This window comes from Streptomyces sp. NPDC016469 (assembly GCF_040632905.1).
GTDB lineage: Bacteria > Actinomycetota > Actinomycetes > Streptomycetales > Streptomycetaceae > Streptomyces.
Genome location: NZ_JBEYCQ010000002.1, coordinates 197,528 through 216,762 on the forward strand (window position 1 = coordinate 197,528; position 19,235 = coordinate 216,762).

Sequence of the window (19,235 nt, forward strand, 5' to 3'; positions counted from 1 at the left end):
CTCCCGACGGTTGCGCAAGGTGCGCGCGATCACACTCGCGGGCGGATGACGGGGCGGGTACCGCTCAGTACATTCAAGTAAACCCTCGTTCACATCCAACCCAAGGGGCTGTGCCTCATGTCAGGAACGACCGGTACCACCTCCGTGATCGTCGCGGGCGCCCGGACGCCCATGGGCCGGCTCCTCGGCTCCCTGAAGACCTTCTCCGGCGCCGACCTCGGCGGCATCGCCATCAAGGCGGCGCTGGACCGGGCCGGCATCGGCGGCGACCAGGTCGAGTACGTGATCATGGGCCAGGTGCTCCAGGCCGGCGCGGGCCAGATCCCCGCCCGCCAGGCCGCGGTCAAGGCCGGCATCCCGATGAACGTGCCCGCGCTCACCGTCAACAAGGTGTGCCTTTCCGGGCTCGACGCCATCGCCCTGGCCGACCAGCTCATCCGCGCCGGTGAGTTCGACGTCGTCGTGGCCGGCGGCCAGGAGTCCATGACCAACGCCCCGCACCTGCTCCCCAAGTCCCGCGAGGGCCACAAGTACGGCGCGATCGAGATGCTGGACTCCATGGCGTACGACGGTCTGACCGACGCCTACGAGAACATCCCGATGGGCGAGTCCACCGAGAAGCACAACGCCCGCCTCGGCCTCGACCGCGCCGCCCAGGACGAGATCGGCGCCCTCTCCCACCAGCGCGCCGCCGCCGCCCAGAAGAACGGCCTGTTCGAGGCCGAGATCACCCCGGTCGAGATCCCGCAGCGCAAGGGCGACCCGGTCCTCTTCGCCAAGGACGAGGGCATCCGCCCCGAGACCACCGCGGAGTCGCTGGGCAAGCTGCGCCCGGCCTTCGCCAAGGACGGCACGATCACCGCGGGCACCTCCTCGCAGATCTCCGACGGCGCCGCCGCGGTCGTCGTCATGAGCAGGGCCAAGGCCGAGGAACTGGGCCTGGAGTGGATCGCCGAGATCGGCGCCCACGGCAATGTGGCGGGCCCGGACAACTCGCTCCAGTCGCAGCCGTCCAACGCCATCCGGCACGCCCTGAAGAAGGAGGGCATCGGCGTCGAGGACCTGGACCTGATCGAGATCAACGAGGCGTTCGCGGCCGTCGCCGTCCAGTCCATGAAGGACCTCGGCGTCACCTCGGACAAGGTCAACGTCAACGGCGGCGCCATCGCGCTCGGCCACCCCATCGGCATGTCCGGCGCCCGCGTGGTGCTGCACCTGGCGCTGGAGCTCAAGCGGCGCGGCGGCGGCACCGGTGCGGCGGCGCTGTGCGGCGGCGGCGGCCAGGGCGACGCGCTGATCCTGCGCGTGCCGGGCAAGTAGAGCGGTACGCGAGGACCCGGTGAGCGGAACGGAGCGGTGATGGTGGACGTCCCCACCCTGGTGGAGCAGGCCCGTGCGGGAGGGCCGCGGGCGGTGGCCCGGCTCATCTCCCTGGTGGAGGGTGCCTCGCCGCAGCTGCGCGAGGTGATGGCGGCCCTGGCGCCGCTGGCGGGCAGCGCGTACGTGGTCGGCCTGACCGGTTCGCCGGGCGTCGGCAAGTCCACGTCGACGTCGGCGCTCGTCTCCGCGTACCGGAAGCAGGGCAAGCGGGTCGCGGTACTCGCCGTCGACCCGTCCTCGCCGTTCTCCGGCGGGGCGCTGCTCGGCGACCGGGTCCGGATGTCGGACCACGCGTCCGACCCCGGTGTCTACATCCGCTCCATGGCGACCCGCGGCCACCTCGGCGGCCTCGCCTGGGCGGCCCCGCAGGCGATCCGGGTGCTGGACGCGTCGGGCTTCGACGTGATCCTGGTGGAGACCGTGGGCGTCGGCCAGTCCGAGGTGGAGATCGCCTCGCAGGCCGACACCTCGGTCGTCCTCCTCGCCCCCGGCATGGGCGACGGCATCCAGGCCGCGAAGGCGGGGATCCTGGAGATCGGCGACGTGTACGTCGTGAACAAGGCGGACCGGGACGGCGCCGACGCCACCGCCCGCGAGCTCAACCACATGCTGGGCCTCGGGGAGTCCCGGGGCCCCGGCGACTGGCGGCCGCCGATCGTGAAGACGGTCGCCGCCCGGGGCGAGGGCGTCGACGAGGTGGTCGAGGCCCTGGAGAAGCACCGGGCCTGGATGGAGGAGCACGGCGTCCTCGGCGACCGCCGGGCCGCCCGCGCCGCCCGCGAGGTCGAGGCGATCGCGGTCACCCGCCTCCGCGAACGCATCGGCACCCTGCACGGCGACCGCCGCCTGGACGCCCTCGCCGAACGCATCGTGGCCGGCCGCCTCGACCCGTACGCGGCGGCCGACGAACTGGTGGCGGGGCTGACGGGCGAGAGCTGACGGTCCGGAGCCCTCCCGGACGAGCCGCGTCCGGGAGGGCCCGTATCCGCCTCAACTCCCTTACCCCCGTGGCAGGATGGCCGCCGGTCATGCGCACGAGGGGGGAAGTGGCACATGCTCGGTCCGCTCAGGGACGACTCGCCCAGGACCATCGGCCCGTACACGATCCGGGCCCGGCTGGGCGCCGGCGGCATGGGGGAGGTCTTCCTCGGTGACCGGGGCGGCTCCACCGCGCCCGCCGCCGTCAAGACCGTCCGGCGCGACGTGGCGCAGGACCCCGGCTTCCGCGACCGCTTCCGCCGCGAGATCGCCGTCGCCCGGTCCGTCACCGGCGCCCACCTCGCCCCGCTGCTCGACGGGGACGCCGACGCCGCCGTGCCCTGGCTCGCCACCGCGTACGTGGCCGGTCCGACGCTCTCCGCCGCCGTGCGCGGGGCGGGCGCGCTGGACGAGGCCGAGGTGCGGATGCTGGGCGCCGGGCTCGCCCGCGCGCTGGCGGCCGTGCACGCGGCGGGGATCGTGCACCGGGACGTGAAGCCGGGCAACGTCATGCTCGCCGCCGACGGGCCCCGCCTCATCGACTTCGGGATCGCCCGGGACACCGGCGCCACCCCGCTCACCACGACCAGCCGGATGGTCGGCAGCCCCGCCTTCATGTCCCCGGAGCACGTCGCGGGCAGTGGGCGCGTCGTCCCGGCCTCCGACGTCTTCTGCCTCGCCTCCGTGCTCTGCTTCGCCGTCACCGGGCGCGACCCCTTCGGCGACGGGCCCGTGGCGGCCGTCCTGTACCGCGTCAAATACGTCGAGGCCGACCTCGCGGACGTGCCGGACGGCCTGCGCGCGGTCCTGGAGGACTGCCTCACCGCCGACCCGGCCGCCCGTCCCACCGCCGCCGCCCTCGCCGAACGGCTGACGCCCGGCGCCGCGTCCGGCTGGCCCGCCCCGGTCGGCGCGCGGATCGCGGAGTACGGAAGGGAGCTGGCGCGCGTCACCGCCCTGGGCGGCCCCCTGCTGCCCGGCTACACGCCCACCCAGGCCGCCACCGTGAGCCCGGCCGCGCCCGTTTGGCCCGCCGTGGCGCCGGACTTCGTTCCCCCCGTGCACCTCGCCCCCACCGAGGGCCCCGGCCTCCCCGAGACCCCGCGCCGCCCGAGGCGGGGTCTCGCCGCCGCCCTGGTGGCCCTGGTCCTGCTGGGCGCGGCCACCGGCGGGTACCTGGGGTGGCGCGAGCGCGGCGGCGCCGAGGCGTCACCGGGCGGCGGTGGGCCGGAGACGGCGGCCATGGTGGCGGGCGTGGGCGAGAAGGGCGGCCCGGACGCCTCGGGGACCGTCCCCTACGGCCGCGACGTACGCCCCGCCGGCTGGCAGAAGCCGTGGCGGGGCACGTTCGCGCATCCCCCGCTCGGCTGCTCGGCCGGACGCGACGCGCTGGTGTGCCGGCTGGTCGACGGCACGTACGAGGCGCTGTCGGCCGCCGACGGCCGCCACCTGTGGACGTTCGACTCGGGCCAGGAGATGTCCGGCCGGCAGGCGGGCTACGGGCCCAGCGGCGCGTTCTTCATGCCCGCCGGGGCCACCCTGCCCACGGTGTACGACGACACCGTCCTGCTCGCCGTCGGCGGCCGCCTCCACGCGCTGGACGCCCGCACGGGCAAGGGGCGCTGGGAGACCAGGGCGGGCGAGGCCCTGGCCCTGGAGAGCGCGCCGCTGGTCGTCGGCGACCTCGTCTTCGCCGCCGCATCGGCGTCCGACGGTGCCGAACTCGCCGCGTACGACCGGAGGACGGGCACCGAGAAGTGGCGGAAGCGGCTGGCGGAGGAGGACATCGCCATGGCGCAGAAGGGCAACTTCTGGCCCGTCGCCACCGACGGCAAGGCGGTGTACGCGATCGGCCTTGAGGGCCCGAAGGCGTTCCGCCCCGAGGACGGCCGGCTGCTGGGCACGGCAGGGGGCGACGCGGAGCAGGAATCCATAAACTCCGGCTGCGGGGACCTCCGGGTGCGCGGCACCTCGGCCTTCTGCGCGACCTTCACGCCCAACGACGAGGGCGACTCGGGCTTCGGCGAGGACGTCGCCGTCCTGCGGTTCAGGACCGGCGACCTCGGGGCCGAAGGGCGGGTGGAGCTGGACGCCGGGCTGGTGTCCGGCGCGACGCTGAGCGCGGTCGGCGACCGGGTCGTCGTGCTGAGCAGGGGCGACGAGTACGTGGAGAGCGTGCCCGACGAGATCGACGTCGTGAGCCGGGCGGACGGCCGCACCCTCGGCCGCTACCCGCTGACGCTCCACCCCGAGGAGGGGATGAGCAACCCGGTCTCCGCGCCGCTCGTCGTCGCCGACACCGTGGTCTGGGCGGACACCAGGACGCTGTACACGGTGGCGGTGCGCCCCGACGGCACGCTCGGCCCCCTCAGGAGGACCGAGGTCCCCGGTGCCCCCGGCCCGAGCGCGACCCCGGACTACGACAGGGCCCAGGGCATCGAACTGGGCAAGGAACTGCTCGCTCCCCGGGTGCTGCCGGTGGGCGGGGTGGTGCACATCGTCTACGACGACGGCACGACGGTCTCCGTACGGCTCCCGGCCTGATCCCGCACGACGCACGACGCACGACGCACGACGCACGACCCGGACCGACCCCGTACGACCGAGGAGAGCGCACAGTGATCCAGCCGCTGCCGGCCGGGCGGGCCCGGCTGATCGGGCCGTATCAGTTGCTCGGGCTGCTCGGCGCGGGCGGCATGGGCGAGGTGTATCTCGCCCGGCCCGTGGGCGGACCGCAGGGGCTCGTCGCCCTCAAGACCGTCCGCCCCGACCTGGACCTGGACGACGGCTTCCGGGTCCGCTTCCGCCGCGAGATCGCCGCAGCCGAGGCCGTCCGCAGCCCGCACACCGCCGCGCTGGTGGGCGGCGACGCGAGCGGCCGGCTGCCGTGGCTGGCCACCGAGTACGTCCCCGGACCCTCGCTCGCCGAGGCGGTGACCCGGGGCGGACCGCTCCCCGAACCGGTGGTCCGGGCCCTCGGCGCCGGACTGGCCCTGGCACTGGCGGACATGCACGCCGTACGCGTCCTGCACCGCGACCTGAAGCCGGGCAACGTGCTCCTCGGGCCGGACGGCCCGAAGGTCATCGACTTCGGGATCGCCCAGGCGTTCGACGCCACCCAGCTCACCCGTACCGGGGTCGTCGTCGGCAGCCCCGGCTACATCTCGCCCGAGCACGTCAACGGCTCCCGCGCGCTGGTGCCCGCGTCCGATGTGTTCTGCCTGGGCGCGGTGCTGGCCTTCGCGGCGACGGGGCACGGGCCGTTCGACGACTCCGACATGGCCGCCGTGATCTTCCGGATCTCCCGGGGCGAGGCCGAGCTCTCCCGCGTACCGCCCACGCTGCGCCCGGTGATCGAGGCGTGCCTGCGCACCGACCCGGCCGCCCGGCCCACGCCCGGCCGCCTCGCGGACCTGCTGCTGCCGGAACGGCCGGCGCCGGGCGCGTTCCCGTGGACCGGCGCGGTACGGGGGCAGCTGGCCGCCCACGCGGCGGCGGCCGACGCCTGCGCATGGGCGGCGGCGCCCGCCCCGGCCGCCCCGCCGCTCCCGCCCCACCACCCGGCGTTCGCCCGCACCCCGGTCGTGCCGCTCGCGGCCCCGGGGGACCGGAAGCGCGGCAGACGGCTGCGGCTCGGGCTCGCCGCGCTGGCGACGGCCGCGTGCGTCGCCCTGGGCGCGGTCCTCCTCCCGGGGCTCCTCCCCGGTGACGACGGGCAGGACGACACCGGCGGGGGCGCCCGGCCGACGGCGTCCGCCTCCGACGCCGCGTCCACCGAGGGCGTCGGCCGGGTGGTCTTCCCGCATGCGGGACCGGGCCGCACCGGCGACTTCGGCACGGCGGCGGCCGACGTCTCCGCCCGCCCGGAGGGCTGGCACGCCTGGCACGCCCAGGTGGACGACGGCCGGGTGGAGTGCGTGTACGCCGGTACGTCACTGGTGTGCGCGGGCCCCCACCGGGTCACCGCGCTGGCGGCGGCGGACGGCAAGCGGCTGTGGCGCGGCGCGCGGACCGGGTCCGGACCCACGTCGGTGGCGGCGGTCCTGGACGCCACGGTCTACGCGTTCGAGGGCGGCGCCCTGGTGGCGCGCGGGCTGTCCGACGGCGCCGAGAAGTGGCGCGAACGGCTGCCGGACGGGGTGGCCGTGGCCGATTCCGTGCAGTCGGGCGACACCCTGTACTACGCCACGAAGGCGCGGGGCTCCGCGACGGGCCGGCTCATCGCGCGCCGCCTGACCGGCGACCACGGCCGGCTCTGGGACAAGGGGTGGCGGGAGCCGTCCGAGACCCCGGAACTCCTCCTGGACGAGGGCCGGCTCGTCGCGGCGGGCGAGGCGGTCACGGTCCTGAAGGCGTCGGACGGGACCCGCGTCTCGGCGGCCGGCGCGCCATGCCGCACCCCGGTGTTGAAGGGCGAGCAGCTGCTCTGCCCCGGCCCGGACGGCCTGACCGTGGCCGACGTGACGTCCCCCGGGAACCGGCGCACGCTCCTCCCCGGCGTGGACATCGCGTACCGCCCCGCACTGGCGGCCGACGGCACGGTCGTGGTGAGCAGCCCGGACCGGATCTACGCGGTGGACCTGGCGTCCGGCGAGGTGCGGTGGTCGACGTGTGAGTGCGACGAGTACATGGCCCAGTCGGGCGCGCCGTTCGTCGTCGGTGACCGCGCGATGATCGTGCAGGACTACGGCCCGACGGTTGTCCCGCTGGCCTCGGAGGGCGAGGTGGAACCCCGGGGCGCGGCGGAGATCAAGGGCTGGCCGGGCCCGACGGCGGGCGACTACCCGGACCCGGCGTCGGTGTCCGTCCTCGCGCAGGGCGACACGGTGCTCGCGAGCTTCGAGAACGGCACGGTGCTCTCGGCGTACGCACCGTGACCCGGGCTGTTCCGGGGGCGCTGCCCCCGTACCCCCGCTCCTCACACGCCGGAGGGGCTTGATTCTGCCCCGCCGCACCCGCCGCGCCGTACCCCTACCGCTGCCCCCGCAAATGCTCCGCCACCGGTGCCAACGCCGACCGCAACTCCGCCAGCGCCTCCGGCGACAACAGGTCCACGAAGTGGCGACGGACCGATGCCACATGGTGCGGCGCCACCCGCCGCATCGTCTCCGCCCCCTCCTCCGTCAGTACCGCGTACAGCCCCCGCCGGTCCGACTCGCAGTTCTCCCGGCGGACCAGACCCGCGCTCTCCATGCGCGTGATCTGGTGCGAGAGCCGGCTCTTGGACTGCAGGGTCGCGCCCGCGAGGTCGCTCATCCGCATCCGCCGGTCCTCGGACTCCGACAGATTGACGAGGATCTCGTAGTCGTTCATGGTCAAGCCGAACGGCTGGAGGTCCTTCTCCAGCTGGTGGGTCAGCAGCCTGCCGACATCCAGGTGGATGCGCCAGGCGCACTGCTCGGCGTCGCTCAGCCAGCGGGTGGCCGTCTCGGTCTCCATGTATGGATTCTACCTAAGAAGTTGAAAGCCGGACGAAGTGTGGGGATGTGACACCCGGCACCGCGCATGCGGACCGCGCCAGGGCGCAGACGTTCGACGTCACACTCCGCAGACTACCGTTCACAACCCGAAGCGACGCTGGAGGTCCCCCAGCTGACCGGGCGCCCGGGGCGTCTGCCCCGGCCGGGCACCCCCACCCGGCACCCCCGCCTGCTGCGGCACCGCCCCCGTCGGCTGTTCGGCCATCAGCGCCTCGGAGGACTGGAGCAGCACCGTGCCGGCGCCGACGAACTCGAACTGGTGCTCCTCGCCCGAGGCGCCGCCGATCCCGGTCAGCCCGCGCAGGCCGCCCAGGAGGCCGGTCATGTAGCCGTGGTCGTAGTGGTGGCAGGGGGACGGGCAGTCCGCCCAGCCGACCAGCGCCTGCGGGTCCACCCGCAGCGGGGGCTCCATGAAGACCACCGGACCGTTGGATGCGGCGACGAACTTGCCGGTGCCGATCAGCGTCAGGAACCCGGGCACGATCGACTGCTTCAGCGCCAGCGACGGCTGGTACGCGAGCAGGTTGCCGGACCGGATCGTCAGGTTCCCGTCGTCCAGGTCGTAGGAGTTCACGTCGAACGCCCGGTCGGCGAGCAGCATCTTGCCGCTGCCCTCGGCCACCACCCAGTCGCTCGCGTGCAGCGGCGAGTGGAAGCTCGACCGGACCAGCCGCTCGAACCGGCCGTGCCCGATGCCGTCGAAGTTGATCTGCCCGTAGTAGGCGATCATCTTGCCCTTCTGGAGGAACCACTGGCTCCCCTTGAGCTCCACACAGAAGGTGTACGCGTTGACGTTGTCGTCCGACGGCAGCGTCATCGGGTCGAAGACCACGGGCCCGTTCACAGCTTCTCCTCCGACGCCTGGACGTACACCGCACCATTGCCGCTCAGCTGCAGCTGGAAGCCCTCGCCCGAGCCGCGCCCCACCATCTCGCGCCAGCCGAGCGCGGTGGAGAGCTTGTTGCGTACGTCGCCGTGGTGGGCGACGTACGCCTGGGGGTCGACGTGCACGTCGCGGCCCGGGGCGATCGGCAGCTCGATCACCCCGCCGTGCGCCATCACGGCCACGGCGCCATGCCCCTGGAGCGTCGTGGTGAACAGGCCCTGCCCGGTCACCTGGCCGCGCACCATGCCCATCACGCCGCCCTGCGAACCCATGAACATCGTGCCCTGCTGGAGCGTCCCGTCGAAGGCGAGCAGCCGGTCCGCCTCCACGTAGAGGGTGTCCCCGGAGAGGTTGATCACGTGGATGTGGTGGCCGCCGTGGCCGAACATCACCGTGCCGTTGCCCTCGACCGTCATCAGCGGGGTCGCCTCGTTGGCCAGCCGGCGGCCGATCATCGACATCATGCCGCCCTGGCCGCCCTGGATGTTCGGTGTGAACGCCACCTCACCCCGGTACGCGAGCATCGCCCCGCGCTGGCTGAACATCTTCTGGCCGGGGATCACTGTCGCCTCGACCATCTTGGAGTTGATCTCACGGAACGGCATCAGACGTTCCCCCCGATCGTGTTCCGCTCGCTGGGCTGCACGTAGACCAGTCCGTCGCCCTCGAAGCGGATCTGGAAGGACTCGCCGGAGCCCTCACCGATCAGCGTCCGGAAGTTCACCCCGGACTGGAAGTTCTGCTGGAGGCTGCCCTGGTGGGCGATGTACGCGCCCGGGTCGACGAACAGCGGGTACTGGGGGGAGACCCGCAGCACCACGGCCGTGCCGTCCGACATGATCGCCGCCTGGCCGGTCCCCTCCACGGTGGTGGTGAACAGGCCGTTGCCCGTCGCCCCGCCGCGCAGGCCGGTGAACGTGGTGCCGGTGCGCAGCCCCGCGTCGGTGCAGAGCAGATTGCTCGCCTCGACGTACAGCTTGTCGCCGTGCAGCGAGACCAGGTTGATCTCGCTCGCCCGGTCCGCGAAGTAGCAGGTGCCCTGCCCGCTGACCTGCATCACGGCCATCGACTCACCGGTCAGCCTGCGGGTCACCATCCCGCGCAGTCCCTCACCGCCGCCCGTCATCTTCTTGAACGTCATCTGGCCCTCGTACGCGACCATCGAGCCGTTCTTCGCCTTGACGGCATCGCCTGCCAGATCGACGGCGAGCGTCTTGTTTCCCTCAAGCCGGAACATTGCCACCCGGCGAAAATAGCCGCAGCCACCGCCGCCGGAACAGGGGCAGTCGTGCCAACGGGCGCCCGTGACCGCCCCTGATACGCATCCGGTACGGGACCCGGACGCGATCGGGACGTACTTCGCACGGAACACCGGGCGCCGGCTCCGCCGTTCCGTCCGGACCCGGCGCGGGACCTCCCCGCCCGCGATGTCACAATGGGTGCCGCTTGTGCGTGCGTTCACAAGCTGTCACGCCCCTCCCACCGAAGGTGCCCCCGTGGACATCAAGACCGCTACCGCCCTGCACCGGCTGCGCCTCATCTCGATTCCCGAGGCGCTGTCCTTCCCGGCGCTGATCCTCTTCGGCTCAGTGCTGAGCCGGGTCTCCGACATCGACTTCCTGATGATGCCGCTGGGCATGCTGCACGGCGTGCTCTTCGTGATCTACGTCGTGCTGCTGCTCGACGTGTGGGCGAAGACCAAGTGGCCGCTCAAGCGCGTCGCGTTCTTCTTCCTGCTGTGCGTGCTGCCGTTCGGCGGTCTGTACGGCGACAAGGTGCTCAAGCGCTACGAGGCGGACAGCGTCATCGCCGCCCGGGCCCGCCGCGAAGGCACGGTCAGCGCATGATCGTCGCCTTCTCCGTCAGCCCGCTCGGGGCCGGCGAGGACGTCGGCGAGTACGTCGCCGACGCCGTCCGGGTCGTCCGCGAGTCCGGGCTGCCCAACCGCACGGACGCCATGTTCACCTCCATCGAGGGGGAGTGGGACGAGGTCATGGACGTCGTGAAGCGCGCCGTGGCCGCCGTCGAGGCGCGGGCCGGGCGGGTCTCGCTCGTCCTGAAGGCGGACATCCGCCCCGGAGTCACCGACGGGCTCACCTCCAAGGTGGAGACCGTCGAGCGGTATCTAGCCGACTGACCCTCCGTACGCACGTACGCGAAGCCCCCGCCCCGGACCGGCCGGCGGGGGCTCTCCTCATTCCGGCACCGCCAGCGCGATCCCCAGCGGCGTCCGCTCGTACAGCACCTGGTGCCCGTAGCGCCGCGAGGTCAGCAGCCCCGCCGCCCGCAGCACCGACAGGTGCTCCGACACGGACGAGGGGGCGAGCCGCAGCCGGTGCGCCAGCGCGCTGGTGCCGGCCGGCTCGTCCAGCGCGCACAGGACGTCCGCCCTGGTCCGCCCGAGCAGTCGCGCCAGGGCGTCCGGCGTGGTGCCGCCCGGCTCGGTCCACAGGCTGCCGATGCCGCGCGCGGGGTAGATCACGGCGGGCGGCCAGGGCGGCTCGTACCCGCTGACCACGTCCGGCCAGGCGAAGACGCTGGGGATCAGCACGAGGCCCTGCCCGCCGAGCACCCGTGAGTGCCGGCCCCGCATCCCCACCAGGGTCAGGGTGGAGTCGGTCCACGTCAGCTGCGGGCTCAGCTCCCCGAGAAGCCGTGCGAATCCCACCTCGGCCAGCCGTCGCGAGTGGTAGGCGATATCGGCCTCCAGCAGGGCGCGCAGCCTCGACCAGTCCGGTTCGACCAGCGTCCGCCACGCCTCTTCGAGGAGATCGGCCAGCTCCCGCAAGGCACGCGCCGGGTCCGCCAGCAGCGCTCGGCCGGCGGCGGAGTCCAGGGCCCCCGGCTGGTCGGCCAGGGTCAGCGCCAGGTCCTCGGCGACCAGCTCGGGGGCGGTGGCGCGGACCGCCTCGATCTCGTCCGCGAAGGTGACGTTCGGCCTCGGCGGAGGCGGGCAGAGGAAGTCCGGATTGTGCCCCCCGTCGGTCATGAGCGACCAGAGCGGCCGCAGATCGAGCCCCGAGGCCGCGGCCTCGATCCGCCGCAGCCAGGGCCGGTGGTACCCGTGCCGTTGCGGGCGCAGCAGCGTACGCACGGCGGCCTGGGTCTCCCAGAGCGGGGAGAGCGCGAACCGGCAGCGCAACAGGTCGTTCTCGTCGAGGTGGAGATGGAACGGCATGGGCGACCCCCGCGAAGATTCGGTGTCAGCCGAAAGACTACGGCGAGGGCCGACCGGTCCTCCAGGCTGCCGCCATGCCGAGCAACAGCACCCGCCCGCAGGGCACCGCCCCCGTCGCGACGGACGCTCCGTCCGCCCCCCGCGGCTACCGCGCCGTCTTCGCCGTACGCGAGTTCCGCGCCGTCTTCGCCGCCCATCTGCTCTCCCTGCTCGGGGTCGTCGTCAGCGAACTCGCGCTCACCGTCCTCGTCTACGGCCTCACGGGCTCGCCGCTGCTGAGCGCCCTCACCTTCGCGCTCGGCTTCCTCCCGTATCTCGTCGGCGGCACCCTCTTCGCCGGGGTCGCCGACCGCTACCCGGCCCGGCGGGTGCTCGTCACCTGCGACCTGATCTGCGCGGTCTGCGTCGCGTTCATGGTGCTGCCGGGCACTCCGGTCGGCGCACTCCTCGCGCTGCGCTGCCTGGTCGCCTCCGTCTCCCCGGTCTTCACCGGGACGCGGATGGCCGCGCTCACCGACATCCTGGGCGAGGGCGAGCTGTTCGTCCTGGGGCGCTCGTTGCTGCGGATCGTCTCGCAGAGCGCCCTGATGACCGGCTTCGGCGTGGGCGGGGTGCTGCTGGCCGCGCTCTCCCCGCGCGGGGCGATCACGATCACCGCCGGTACGTTCCTCTGCTCGGCGGCCCTGCTCCGGTTCGGTACCCGCGACCGGCCCGCCCGGTCCGCGGGTGAACGCGGCGGTGCCCTGTTCCGGGAATCGCTGAGCGGCGCCCGCGCGGTCTTCGGCGACCGCCGGGTCCGCGCCCTGATGCTGCTCTTCTGGCTGCCCGCGCTGTTCGTCGTCGCGCCGGAGGCGCTGGCCGCCCCGTACGCGGACGAGGCCGGCCTCGGGCCCGCCGCCCTCGGCCTGCTGATGTGCGCCATGCCGGTTGGCCACATCGCCGCCGAGCTGTACGTGGGCTCCAGGCTGAGCCCACGGCTGCGCTCGCGGCTCGTGCTCCCGGTCGCCGCCCTCGGACTGCTGCCGCTGCTGCTGTACGCGCTGCGCCCCGGTATGGCGCTGACCCTGGCGGCGCTCGCGCTCGCCGGGGTAGGTGCCGCGTACAACATCGGCCTCGACCAGTGGTTCGTCGACGCCGTCCCCGAGGAGCTGCGCGGCCGGGCGATGACGCTGCTCACCGCCGGGCTGATGACGCTCCAGGGCGTCGGCATGGCCCTGGCGGGGCTGGCCGCCGAGTTCGTTCCGGTGCACGTGGTGGTCGCGGGGGCGGGGCTGGTGGGCACGCTGTGCGTCCTGCCCCTGATCGCCGAGATCCGCCGGACCGCACCCGGGCGCGAGGAGCCCCGGACCGAAGTGCGAGACGGGGAGGACCGCCAAGTTCCCCATGGGTAAGGTCGTGGCCGTGCCGAAGCCGCTCAGTCTTCCCTTCGATCCCATCGCCCGCGCCGACGAGCTCTGGCAGCAGCGCTGGGGCCCGGTCCCGTCCATGGCGGCGATCACCTCGATCATGCGGGCGCAGCAGATCCTGCTCGCCGAGGTCGACGCCGTCGTCAAGCCGTACGGACTGACCTTCGCGCGGTACGAGGCGCTGGTGCTGCTCACCTTCTCCAAGGAGGGCGAGCTGCCGATGTCCAAGATCGGCGAGCGGCTGATGGTCCACCCCACGTCCGTGACGAACACCGTGGACCGGCTGGTGCGCTCGGGCCTGGTCGGCAAGCGCCCGAACCCGAACGACGGGCGGGGCACGCTGGCCTCGATCACCGACAAGGGCCGCGAGGTCGTGGAAGCGGCCACCCGGGACCTGGTCGCGATGGAGTTCGGGCTCGGCGTCTACGACGCCGAGGAGTGCGCCGAGATCTTCGCGCTGCTGCGGCCCCTGCGCATCGCCGCGCAGGACTTCGAGGAGATCTGAGAGGCGCGGTTCCGGTGCCCGGCCCGCTGCAAGATCGCCCCGGACGTCCGGTTACGCTCGTTGGCATGAAACGCAGTGTGCTGACCCGATACCGGGTGATGGCTTACGTCACCGCCGTCATGTTGCTGATCCTCTGCGTGTGCATGATCTTCAAATACGGCTTCGACAAGGGCGAGGGTCTGACGCTCGTCGTCTCCCAGATCCACGGCGTGCTGTACATCATCTACCTGATCTTCGCCTTCGACCTGGGCTCTAAGGCGAAGTGGCCGACGGGCAAGCTCGCCTGGGTGCTCATCTCGGGCACGATCCCGACGGCCGCGTTCTTCGTGGAGCGCAAGGTCGTCCGCGAGGTCGAGCCGCTGGTCGCGGACGCGACGCCCGCCGCCCCGGCGAACGTCTGACGCCTCCGAACCGCCCCGCGCGAAGCGCCGGGCGGTTTGTCATCGACATTTACTAGGACGTCCTAGTAAATTGGAGGCATGGACGCTGACGCGATCGAGGAAGGCCGCCGCCGCTGGCAGGCCCGTTACGACAAGGCCCGCAAGCGTGACGCGGACTTCACCACGCTGTCCGGGGACCCGGTGGAGCCGGTCTACGGCCCCCGCCCCGGGGACGCGTACGAGGGCTTCGAGCGGATCGGCTGGCCCGGCGAGTACCCCTTCACCCGGGGGCTCCACCCGACCGGCTACCGGGGCCGCACCTGGACCATCCGCCAGTTCGCCGGCTTCGGCAACGCCGAGCAGACGAACGAGCGCTACAAGATGATCCTGGCCGCCGGCGGCGGCGGGCTCAGCGTGGCCTTCGACATGCCGACCCTGATGGGCCGCGACTCCGACGACCCCCGCGCCCTCGGCGAGGTCGGCCACTGCGGCGTCGCCATCGACTCCGCCGCCGACATGGAGGTCCTCTTCAAGGACATCCCGCTCGGCGACGTCACGACGTCGATGACGATCAGCGGCCCGGCCGTCCCGGTCTTCTGCATGTACCTGGTCGCCGCCGAGCGCCAGGGCGTCGACCCGGCCGTCCTCAACGGCACCCTCCAGACGGACATCTTCAAGGAGTACATCGCGCAGAAGGAGTGGCTGTTCCAGCCCGAGCCCCATCTGCGCCTCATCGGCGACCTGATGGAGCACTGCGCGAGCTCCATCCCCGCGTACAAGCCGCTCTCCGTCTCCGGCTACCACATCCGCGAGGCCGGGGCGACGGCCGCGCAGGAGCTGGCGTACACCCTCGCCGACGGCTTCGGCTACGTGGAGCTCGGCCTCTCGCGCGGTCTCGACGTCGACACCTTCGCGCCCGGCCTGTCCTTCTTCTTCGACGCGCACCTCGACTTCTTCGAGGAGATCGCCAAGTTCCGCGCCGCCCGCCGCATCTGGGCCCGCTGGATGAAGGAGACGTACGGCGCGAAGACCGACAAGGCCCAGTGGCTGCGCTTCCACACCCAGACCGCCGGGGTCTCCCTCACCGCGCAGCAGCCGTACAACAACGTCGTACGCACCGCCGTGGAGGCCCTGTCCGCCGTCCTCGGCGGCACCAACTCGCTGCACACCAACGCCCTCGACGAGACCCTGGCGCTCCCCTCCGAGCAGGCCGCCGAGATCGCGCTGCGCACCCAGCAGGTGCTGATGGAGGAGACCGGCGTCGCCAACGTGGCCGACCCGCTGGGCGGTTCCTGGTACGTGGAGCAGCTCACCGACCGCATCGAGGCCGAGGCCGAGAAGATCTTCGAGCAGATCAAGGAGCGCGGCACCCGCGCCCACCCCGACGGGCAGCACCCGGTCGGCCCGATGACCTCCGGCATCCTGCGCGGCATCGAGGACGGGTGGTTCACCGGCGAGATCGCGGAGTCCGCGTTCCGCTACCAGCAGGCCCTGGAGAAGGGTGAGAAGAAGGTCGTCGGCGTCAACGTGGCGCACGGCTCGGTCACCGGCGACCTGGAGATCCTGCGCGTCAGCCACGAGGTCGAGCGCGAGCAGGTCCGCGTGCTCGCCGGCCGCAAGGAGGCCCGCGACGACGCCCGGGTCAAGAGCGCCCTGGACGCGATGCTGGCCGCCGCCCGCGACGGCTCCAACATGATCGGGCCGATGCTCGACGCGGTCCGCGCGGAGGCCACCCTCGGCGAGATCTGCGGCGTCCTGCGCGACGAGTGGGGCGTCTACACGGAGCCGGCCGGCTTCTGACGTACCGGCTGTCCGGCGGCCGCGCCCAGGCCCGCCAGCAGCAGCAGCGTGAAGCGCCGGGCCCAGTCGGCATCGACGGGCTCGGCGCTCACCAGCGTCCGGTGCACCACCGCACCGGCGATCACATCGAAGATCAGGTCCGCCGTCAGGTCCGCCGTGGCCTGGTCCGGCTCGACGGGCAGCTCCCCGCGCTCCTGCGCCCGCCGCCGCCCCTGGAGCACGAGCCGCTTCTGCCGGTTGACGATCGAGTCGCGGATGCGGGCCCGCAGCGCCTCGTCCCGCGTCGACTCGGCGACCACCGCCATCAGCGCGGTCCGGGTCTCCGGCCGGTCGAGCAGCGCGGCGAACTGGAGCACGACCGCCTCCACATCGGCGGCCAGGCTGCCCAGGTCCGGCATCTCCAGCTCGTCGAAGAGCACCGCGACCGCGTCCACGACCAGTTCGTTCTTGCCCGCCCAGCGCCGGTAGAGGGTCGTCTTGGCGACCCCGGCCCGCGTCGCCACGTCACCCATGGTCAGCTTCGACCAGCCGAGGTCCACCAGCGAGGCTCTGGTCGCCTCCAGGATCGCCTCGTCGGCCTCGGCGCTGCGCGGGCGTCCCGATCGTGCGGGTTTGGGGTGGGGGCGGCTGAGCATGCCGAGACCATACCCGTCAGTAGGTAAATCCGACCGGCCTCGGAAGCCGTGAGACAGATCACCGAACACTCTTGTGCGTGAGGGGGCGTGGCCAGTTACGCTACGGGTCGTAGCGTAAGGCGACGGTCCGGACCGTCGTGGACGCCACGCACGAACGACAGCCACAGGCGCCGGGTGGGGACCGGGTGCCGCACCGGGTCTTTCAGGGGCCCCGGAACCGTGTCTGTCCGTCCACCCCGCACACCGGCGGGGGTCGCGGACGGGCGCGGTTTCCCGTATCGCTTTCCGGAACGGCGCACCGAAGGGGGAGGATGTACGCATGCAGCCCAGAAACATGTCCATGAGCGGCGTCGTCGACCTCGCCGCGGTGAAGGCGGCCGGAGAGGCCAAGGCGAAGGCGGAGCAGGCGCGCGCCGAGTCCGCACGTCAGGGCGGCCCCGCGGCCGTCCCCGCGTCCTCCCTCGTGATCGACGTCAACGAGGCGGGCTTCGAGAACGACGTCCTCCAGCGCTCCGCCGAAGTGCCCGTCGTCATCGACTTCTGGGCCGAGTGGTGCGAGCCGTGCAAGCAGCTGGGTCCGCTCCTGGAGCGCCTGGCCCACGAGTACAACGGCCGCTTCCTGCTGGCCAAGGTCGATGTCGACGCCAACCAGATGCTGATGCAGCAGTTCGGCATCCAGGGCATCCCCGCCGTCTTCGCGGTCGTCGCCGGACAGGCGCTGCCGCTCTTCCAGGGCGCGGCCCCCGAGGCCCAGATCCGGCAGACCCTGGACCAGCTGATCCAGGTCGGCGAGGAGCGCTTCGGCCTGACCGGCATCGCGGTGGACCCGTCGGCCGCCGGTGAGCCGCAGGCGGCGGCCCCGGCCCCGCCCGGCCCGTACGACTCGCTCCTGGAGGCGGCCGCGCGGGCGCTCGACGCCAACGACTTCGCGGGCGCGGTCCAGGCGTACAAGAACGTGCTGTCCGACGACCCGGCCAACACCGAGGCGAAGCTGGGCCTCGCCCAGGCCGAGCTGCTGGGCCGGGTCCAGGCGGCGGACCCGCAGCAGGTGCGCACGGAGGCGGCGGAGAAGCCGGCCGACGCGGACGCGCAGATGGCGGCGGCCGACCTCGACCTCGTCGGCGGCCATGTCGAGGACGCCTTCGGCCGGCTGGTCGAGACCGTGCGCCGGACCTTCGGCGAGGACCGCGACCGGGTGCGGCTGCGGCTGCTCGACCTCTTCGAGGTGATCGGCCCGGAGGACCCGAGGGTCGGTGCCGCGCGCACCGCACTGGCGCGCGTCCTGTTCTGATCCGGTCTGTCCGGTCCGATTGTTCCGAACTGACAACACGGCCGCGGCCGCCTCCGGGCGCCGCGGCCGTTTTCGCGGTCAGGCGACAAGAGTGGGCCCTGCTTTACCAAATCTTGATAAAAGCACGGCCTGTTACTCGCAGTAAATCGATCTTTGCGATCTGCCCCGTTTCGCTTGCTCTTCCTCCTTTTCGTCCGTTGGCCCGGGGCAACCCTGTGTGGCCGCTCGGTGCCGGCAAGTCGTCGCCCGGTTATGAGGGCGTTACCAGCGAGTAACGAACCCCCTTGTGTCCCGGCCGGGAATGGACCACGATCGGCCACGCTCGGTCCAATAACGCCAGTCCGGCTGCCAGTCGGGAGCGGCGGCTCCGTTGGGTCCCCACCGGGCGGGCCGGCGGCAGTGGCGCCGGCTCCGGACAGGGGGGTTCCTGCCGGTCGGCAGGGCCTGTCCGATGAGGTCGCGCACCCGCGTGACCAGTGGTTGTCGCTCGGGGGTGATCGCCGGTGATGCGGACGCGGTACACGCCTCCGTACGCGGGCGCTCTCCTTTCCGAGGACGTAGCACTTCTCCCATCCCAGGTCGGGCAGGATGCCGGACCGGAGATGTACGTCCGAGAAGGAGGAAAAGTATGAGTTCCCAGGTTCGCGGTGGCACGAGATGGAAGCGTTTCGCTGTCGTCATGGTGCCGAGCGTCATAGCCACCGCCGCCGTCGGCGTCGGTCTGGCACAGGGCGCGCTCGCCGCGTCCTTCAGCGTGTCGGGCCAGGAGTTCAAGGTCACGGCGCAGGAGCTGAACGGCGAGAACTTCGTCCAGTACGGCAGCATCGCGACCGAGGACGGCGCTGACGCCGCGAAGGAGGGCAAGGCGCACGCCGTGGCCGTCTCCGGGTTCAGTCACGCCACCATCACCAAGATGTGCCAGTCGGTCGTCACCCCCAACCTGCCGTTCGGGCTGGGCAGCGTGACGCTGCGGCTCACCGCCGGTGACCCGGGGAATGCCACGGGCGAGGCCAGGAAGAAGAAGCTGGTCGACGCGACCGGCCTCTACCTCGACGTCTCGGATCTCCAGGGTGACGCCGAGTTCGGCAACATCGACATCGGTGTGCGCACGGGCGATCTGAAGAACCCGGGCGTGCAGCCCAATGGTGGCAAGTACGTCAACCCGAACGGGTTCGCGCAGCGCGCCGAGACCGCCAAGCTGACGAATGTCAAGCAGCGGGCATGGGCCACCACGGCAGGAACGTTCAAGCTGCCGGGTCTGCACCTTGGGCTGTCCAAGGGCGTCGACGAGTGCTACTAGGGCACTAGCCCGGGCG

At 72.5% G+C, this 19,235-nt stretch carries 18 protein-coding genes; 12 read left to right on the forward strand and 6 right to left on the reverse strand.

What is annotated here, in order from left to right:
* Positions 1 to 117: 117 nt before the first annotated feature.
* The 4 genes from ABZ565_RS02850 to ABZ565_RS02865 all read left to right on the forward strand — a co-directional run bounded on the left by ABZ565_RS02850 (position 118) and on the right by ABZ565_RS02865 (position 7,235).
* On the forward strand, positions 118 to 1,320 hold the full coding sequence (locus ABZ565_RS02850) for an acetyl-CoA C-acetyltransferase (RefSeq protein ID WP_361019705.1): 1,203 nt from the start codon (positions 118 to 120) through the stop codon (positions 1,318 to 1,320).
* 39 nt (positions 1,321 to 1,359) lie between these two features.
* Positions 1,360 to 2,319: a methylmalonyl Co-A mutase-associated GTPase MeaB gene (gene meaB / locus ABZ565_RS02855; RefSeq protein ID WP_361019708.1), complete on the forward strand. Its 960-nt coding sequence runs from the start codon at positions 1,360 to 1,362 to the stop codon at positions 2,317 to 2,319.
* A gap of 114 nt (positions 2,320 to 2,433) precedes the next feature.
* The gene (locus ABZ565_RS02860) at positions 2,434 to 4,902 is read left to right on the forward strand and encodes a protein kinase (RefSeq protein ID WP_361019711.1); all 2,469 of its coding nucleotides are present in this window, start codon (positions 2,434 to 2,436) and stop codon (positions 4,900 to 4,902) included.
* Positions 4,903 to 4,976: 74 nt separating this feature from the next.
* Complete coding sequence (locus ABZ565_RS02865; RefSeq protein ID WP_361019714.1) at positions 4,977 to 7,235, forward strand: protein kinase; 2,259 nt, start codon at positions 4,977 to 4,979, stop codon at positions 7,233 to 7,235.
* A 94-nt stretch (positions 7,236 to 7,329) separates the two neighbouring features.
* Here ABZ565_RS02865 and ABZ565_RS02870 read toward each other — a convergent pair whose 3' ends face one another.
* The 4 genes from ABZ565_RS02870 to ABZ565_RS02885 all read right to left on the reverse strand — a co-directional run bounded on the left by ABZ565_RS02870 (position 7,330) and on the right by ABZ565_RS02885 (position 9,961).
* The gene (locus ABZ565_RS02870; protein ID WP_361019717.1) at positions 7,330 to 7,797 is read right to left on the reverse strand and encodes a MarR family transcriptional regulator; all 468 of its coding nucleotides are present in this window, start codon (positions 7,795 to 7,797) and stop codon (positions 7,330 to 7,332) included.
* 120 nt (positions 7,798 to 7,917) lie between these two features.
* Complete coding sequence (locus ABZ565_RS02875; protein WP_361019720.1) at positions 7,918 to 8,682, reverse strand: AIM24 family protein; 765 nt, start codon at positions 8,680 to 8,682, stop codon at positions 7,918 to 7,920.
* A complete protein-coding gene (locus tag ABZ565_RS02880) occupies positions 8,679 to 9,329 on the reverse strand; it encodes an AIM24 family protein (RefSeq protein WP_361019721.1) in 651 nt (216 codons plus the stop codon). Before ABZ565_RS02880 ends, ABZ565_RS02875 begins: the two co-directional genes overlap by 4 nt.
* Complete coding sequence (locus ABZ565_RS02885; RefSeq protein ID WP_361020029.1) at positions 9,329 to 9,961, reverse strand: AIM24 family protein; 633 nt, start codon at positions 9,959 to 9,961, stop codon at positions 9,329 to 9,331. The genes ABZ565_RS02880 and ABZ565_RS02885 overlap by 1 nt, the downstream gene beginning before the upstream one ends.
* A gap of 259 nt (positions 9,962 to 10,220) precedes the next feature.
* On the opposite strand from ABZ565_RS02885, the gene ABZ565_RS02890 reads away from it, so the two are divergent.
* Positions 10,221 to 10,571, forward strand: coding sequence for a DUF3817 domain-containing protein (locus tag ABZ565_RS02890; protein ID WP_018102592.1), 351 nt, complete (start codon positions 10,221 to 10,223; stop codon positions 10,569 to 10,571).
* A complete protein-coding gene (locus ABZ565_RS02895) occupies positions 10,568 to 10,861 on the forward strand; it encodes an MTH1187 family thiamine-binding protein (protein WP_361019724.1) in 294 nt (97 codons plus the stop codon). Before ABZ565_RS02890 ends, ABZ565_RS02895 begins: the two co-directional genes overlap by 4 nt.
* 57 nt (positions 10,862 to 10,918) lie before the next feature.
* On the opposite strand, the gene ABZ565_RS02900 is transcribed toward ABZ565_RS02895, so the two are convergent.
* Positions 10,919 to 11,902 carry a DUF5937 family protein gene (locus ABZ565_RS02900; RefSeq protein WP_361019727.1) on the reverse strand — a complete coding sequence of 328 codons (984 nt, stop codon included), beginning with the start codon at positions 11,900 to 11,902 and terminating at the stop codon, positions 10,919 to 10,921.
* A gap of 74 nt (positions 11,903 to 11,976) precedes the next feature.
* Here ABZ565_RS02900 and ABZ565_RS02905 point away from each other — a divergent pair, with 74 nt between their 5' ends.
* The 4 genes from ABZ565_RS02905 to ABZ565_RS02920 all read left to right on the forward strand — a co-directional run bounded on the left by ABZ565_RS02905 (position 11,977) and on the right by ABZ565_RS02920 (position 15,993).
* Positions 11,977 to 13,293, forward strand: a complete 1,317-nt coding sequence (locus tag ABZ565_RS02905) for an MFS transporter (protein WP_361019729.1) — start codon at positions 11,977 to 11,979, stop codon at positions 13,291 to 13,293.
* A 10-nt stretch (positions 13,294 to 13,303) separates the two neighbouring features.
* Positions 13,304 to 13,813, forward strand: coding sequence for a MarR family transcriptional regulator (locus ABZ565_RS02910; RefSeq protein ID WP_361019732.1), 510 nt, complete (start codon positions 13,304 to 13,306; stop codon positions 13,811 to 13,813).
* Positions 13,814 to 13,878: 65 nt separating this feature from the next.
* Positions 13,879 to 14,214, forward strand: coding sequence for a DUF3817 domain-containing protein (locus ABZ565_RS02915; RefSeq protein WP_361019735.1), 336 nt, complete (start codon positions 13,879 to 13,881; stop codon positions 14,212 to 14,214).
* A 78-nt stretch (positions 14,215 to 14,292) separates the two neighbouring features.
* The gene (locus ABZ565_RS02920) at positions 14,293 to 15,993 is read left to right on the forward strand and encodes a methylmalonyl-CoA mutase family protein (RefSeq protein ID WP_361019738.1); all 1,701 of its coding nucleotides are present in this window, start codon (positions 14,293 to 14,295) and stop codon (positions 15,991 to 15,993) included.
* Here the strand turns inward: ABZ565_RS02920 and ABZ565_RS02925 are convergent.
* Entirely contained in the window at positions 15,969 to 16,628 is a 660-nt protein-coding gene (locus tag ABZ565_RS02925; RefSeq protein WP_361019741.1) for a TetR/AcrR family transcriptional regulator, read from the reverse strand. The genes ABZ565_RS02920 and ABZ565_RS02925 overlap by 25 nt on opposite strands.
* Positions 16,629 to 16,947: 319 nt before the next feature.
* On the opposite strand from ABZ565_RS02925, the gene ABZ565_RS02930 reads away from it, so the two are divergent.
* Together ABZ565_RS02930 and ABZ565_RS02935 are read left to right on the forward strand one after the other, a co-directional pair.
* Entirely contained in the window at positions 16,948 to 17,919 is a 972-nt protein-coding gene (locus tag ABZ565_RS02930; protein WP_361019744.1) for a tetratricopeptide repeat protein, read from the forward strand.
* Between the two features lie 628 nt (positions 17,920 to 18,547).
* Positions 18,548 to 19,219, forward strand: coding sequence for a DUF6230 family protein (locus tag ABZ565_RS02935; RefSeq protein ID WP_361019747.1), 672 nt, complete (start codon positions 18,548 to 18,550; stop codon positions 19,217 to 19,219).
* The last annotated feature ends 16 nt before the right edge of the window (positions 19,220 to 19,235 follow it).

Bases quoted from the DNA above. Each gene is read 5' to 3' on its own strand.
- ABZ565_RS02850 (WP_361019705.1), top strand. From the start codon at position 118: ATGTCAGGAACGACCGGTACCACCTCCGTGATCGTCGCGGGCGCCCGG.
- meaB (WP_361019708.1), top strand. From the start codon at position 1,360: ATGGTGGACGTCCCCACCCTGGTGGAGCAGGCCCGTGCGGGAGGGCCG.
- ABZ565_RS02860 (WP_361019711.1), top strand. From the start codon at position 2,434: ATGCTCGGTCCGCTCAGGGACGACTCGCCCAGGACCATCGGCCCGTAC.
- ABZ565_RS02870 (WP_361019717.1), bottom strand. From the start codon at position 7,797: ATGGAGACCGAGACGGCCACCCGCTGGCTGAGCGACGCCGAGCAGTGC.
- ABZ565_RS02880 (WP_361019721.1), bottom strand. From the start codon at position 9,329: ATGCCGTTCCGTGAGATCAACTCCAAGATGGTCGAGGCGACAGTGATC.
- ABZ565_RS02885 (WP_361020029.1), bottom strand. From the start codon at position 9,961: ATGTTCCGGCTTGAGGGAAACAAGACGCTCGCCGTCGATCTGGCAGGC.
- ABZ565_RS02895 (WP_361019724.1), top strand. From the start codon at position 10,568: ATGATCGTCGCCTTCTCCGTCAGCCCGCTCGGGGCCGGCGAGGACGTC.
- ABZ565_RS02900 (WP_361019727.1), bottom strand. From the start codon at position 11,902: ATGCCGTTCCATCTCCACCTCGACGAGAACGACCTGTTGCGCTGCCGG.
- ABZ565_RS02905 (WP_361019729.1), top strand. From the start codon at position 11,977: ATGCCGAGCAACAGCACCCGCCCGCAGGGCACCGCCCCCGTCGCGACG.
- ABZ565_RS02915 (WP_361019735.1), top strand. From the start codon at position 13,879: ATGAAACGCAGTGTGCTGACCCGATACCGGGTGATGGCTTACGTCACC.
- ABZ565_RS02920 (WP_361019738.1), top strand. From the start codon at position 14,293: ATGGACGCTGACGCGATCGAGGAAGGCCGCCGCCGCTGGCAGGCCCGT.
- ABZ565_RS02925 (WP_361019741.1), bottom strand. From the start codon at position 16,628: ATGCTCAGCCGCCCCCACCCCAAACCCGCACGATCGGGACGCCCGCGC.
- ABZ565_RS02930 (WP_361019744.1), top strand. From the start codon at position 16,948: ATGCAGCCCAGAAACATGTCCATGAGCGGCGTCGTCGACCTCGCCGCG.
- ABZ565_RS02935 (WP_361019747.1), top strand. From the start codon at position 18,548: ATGAGTTCCCAGGTTCGCGGTGGCACGAGATGGAAGCGTTTCGCTGTC.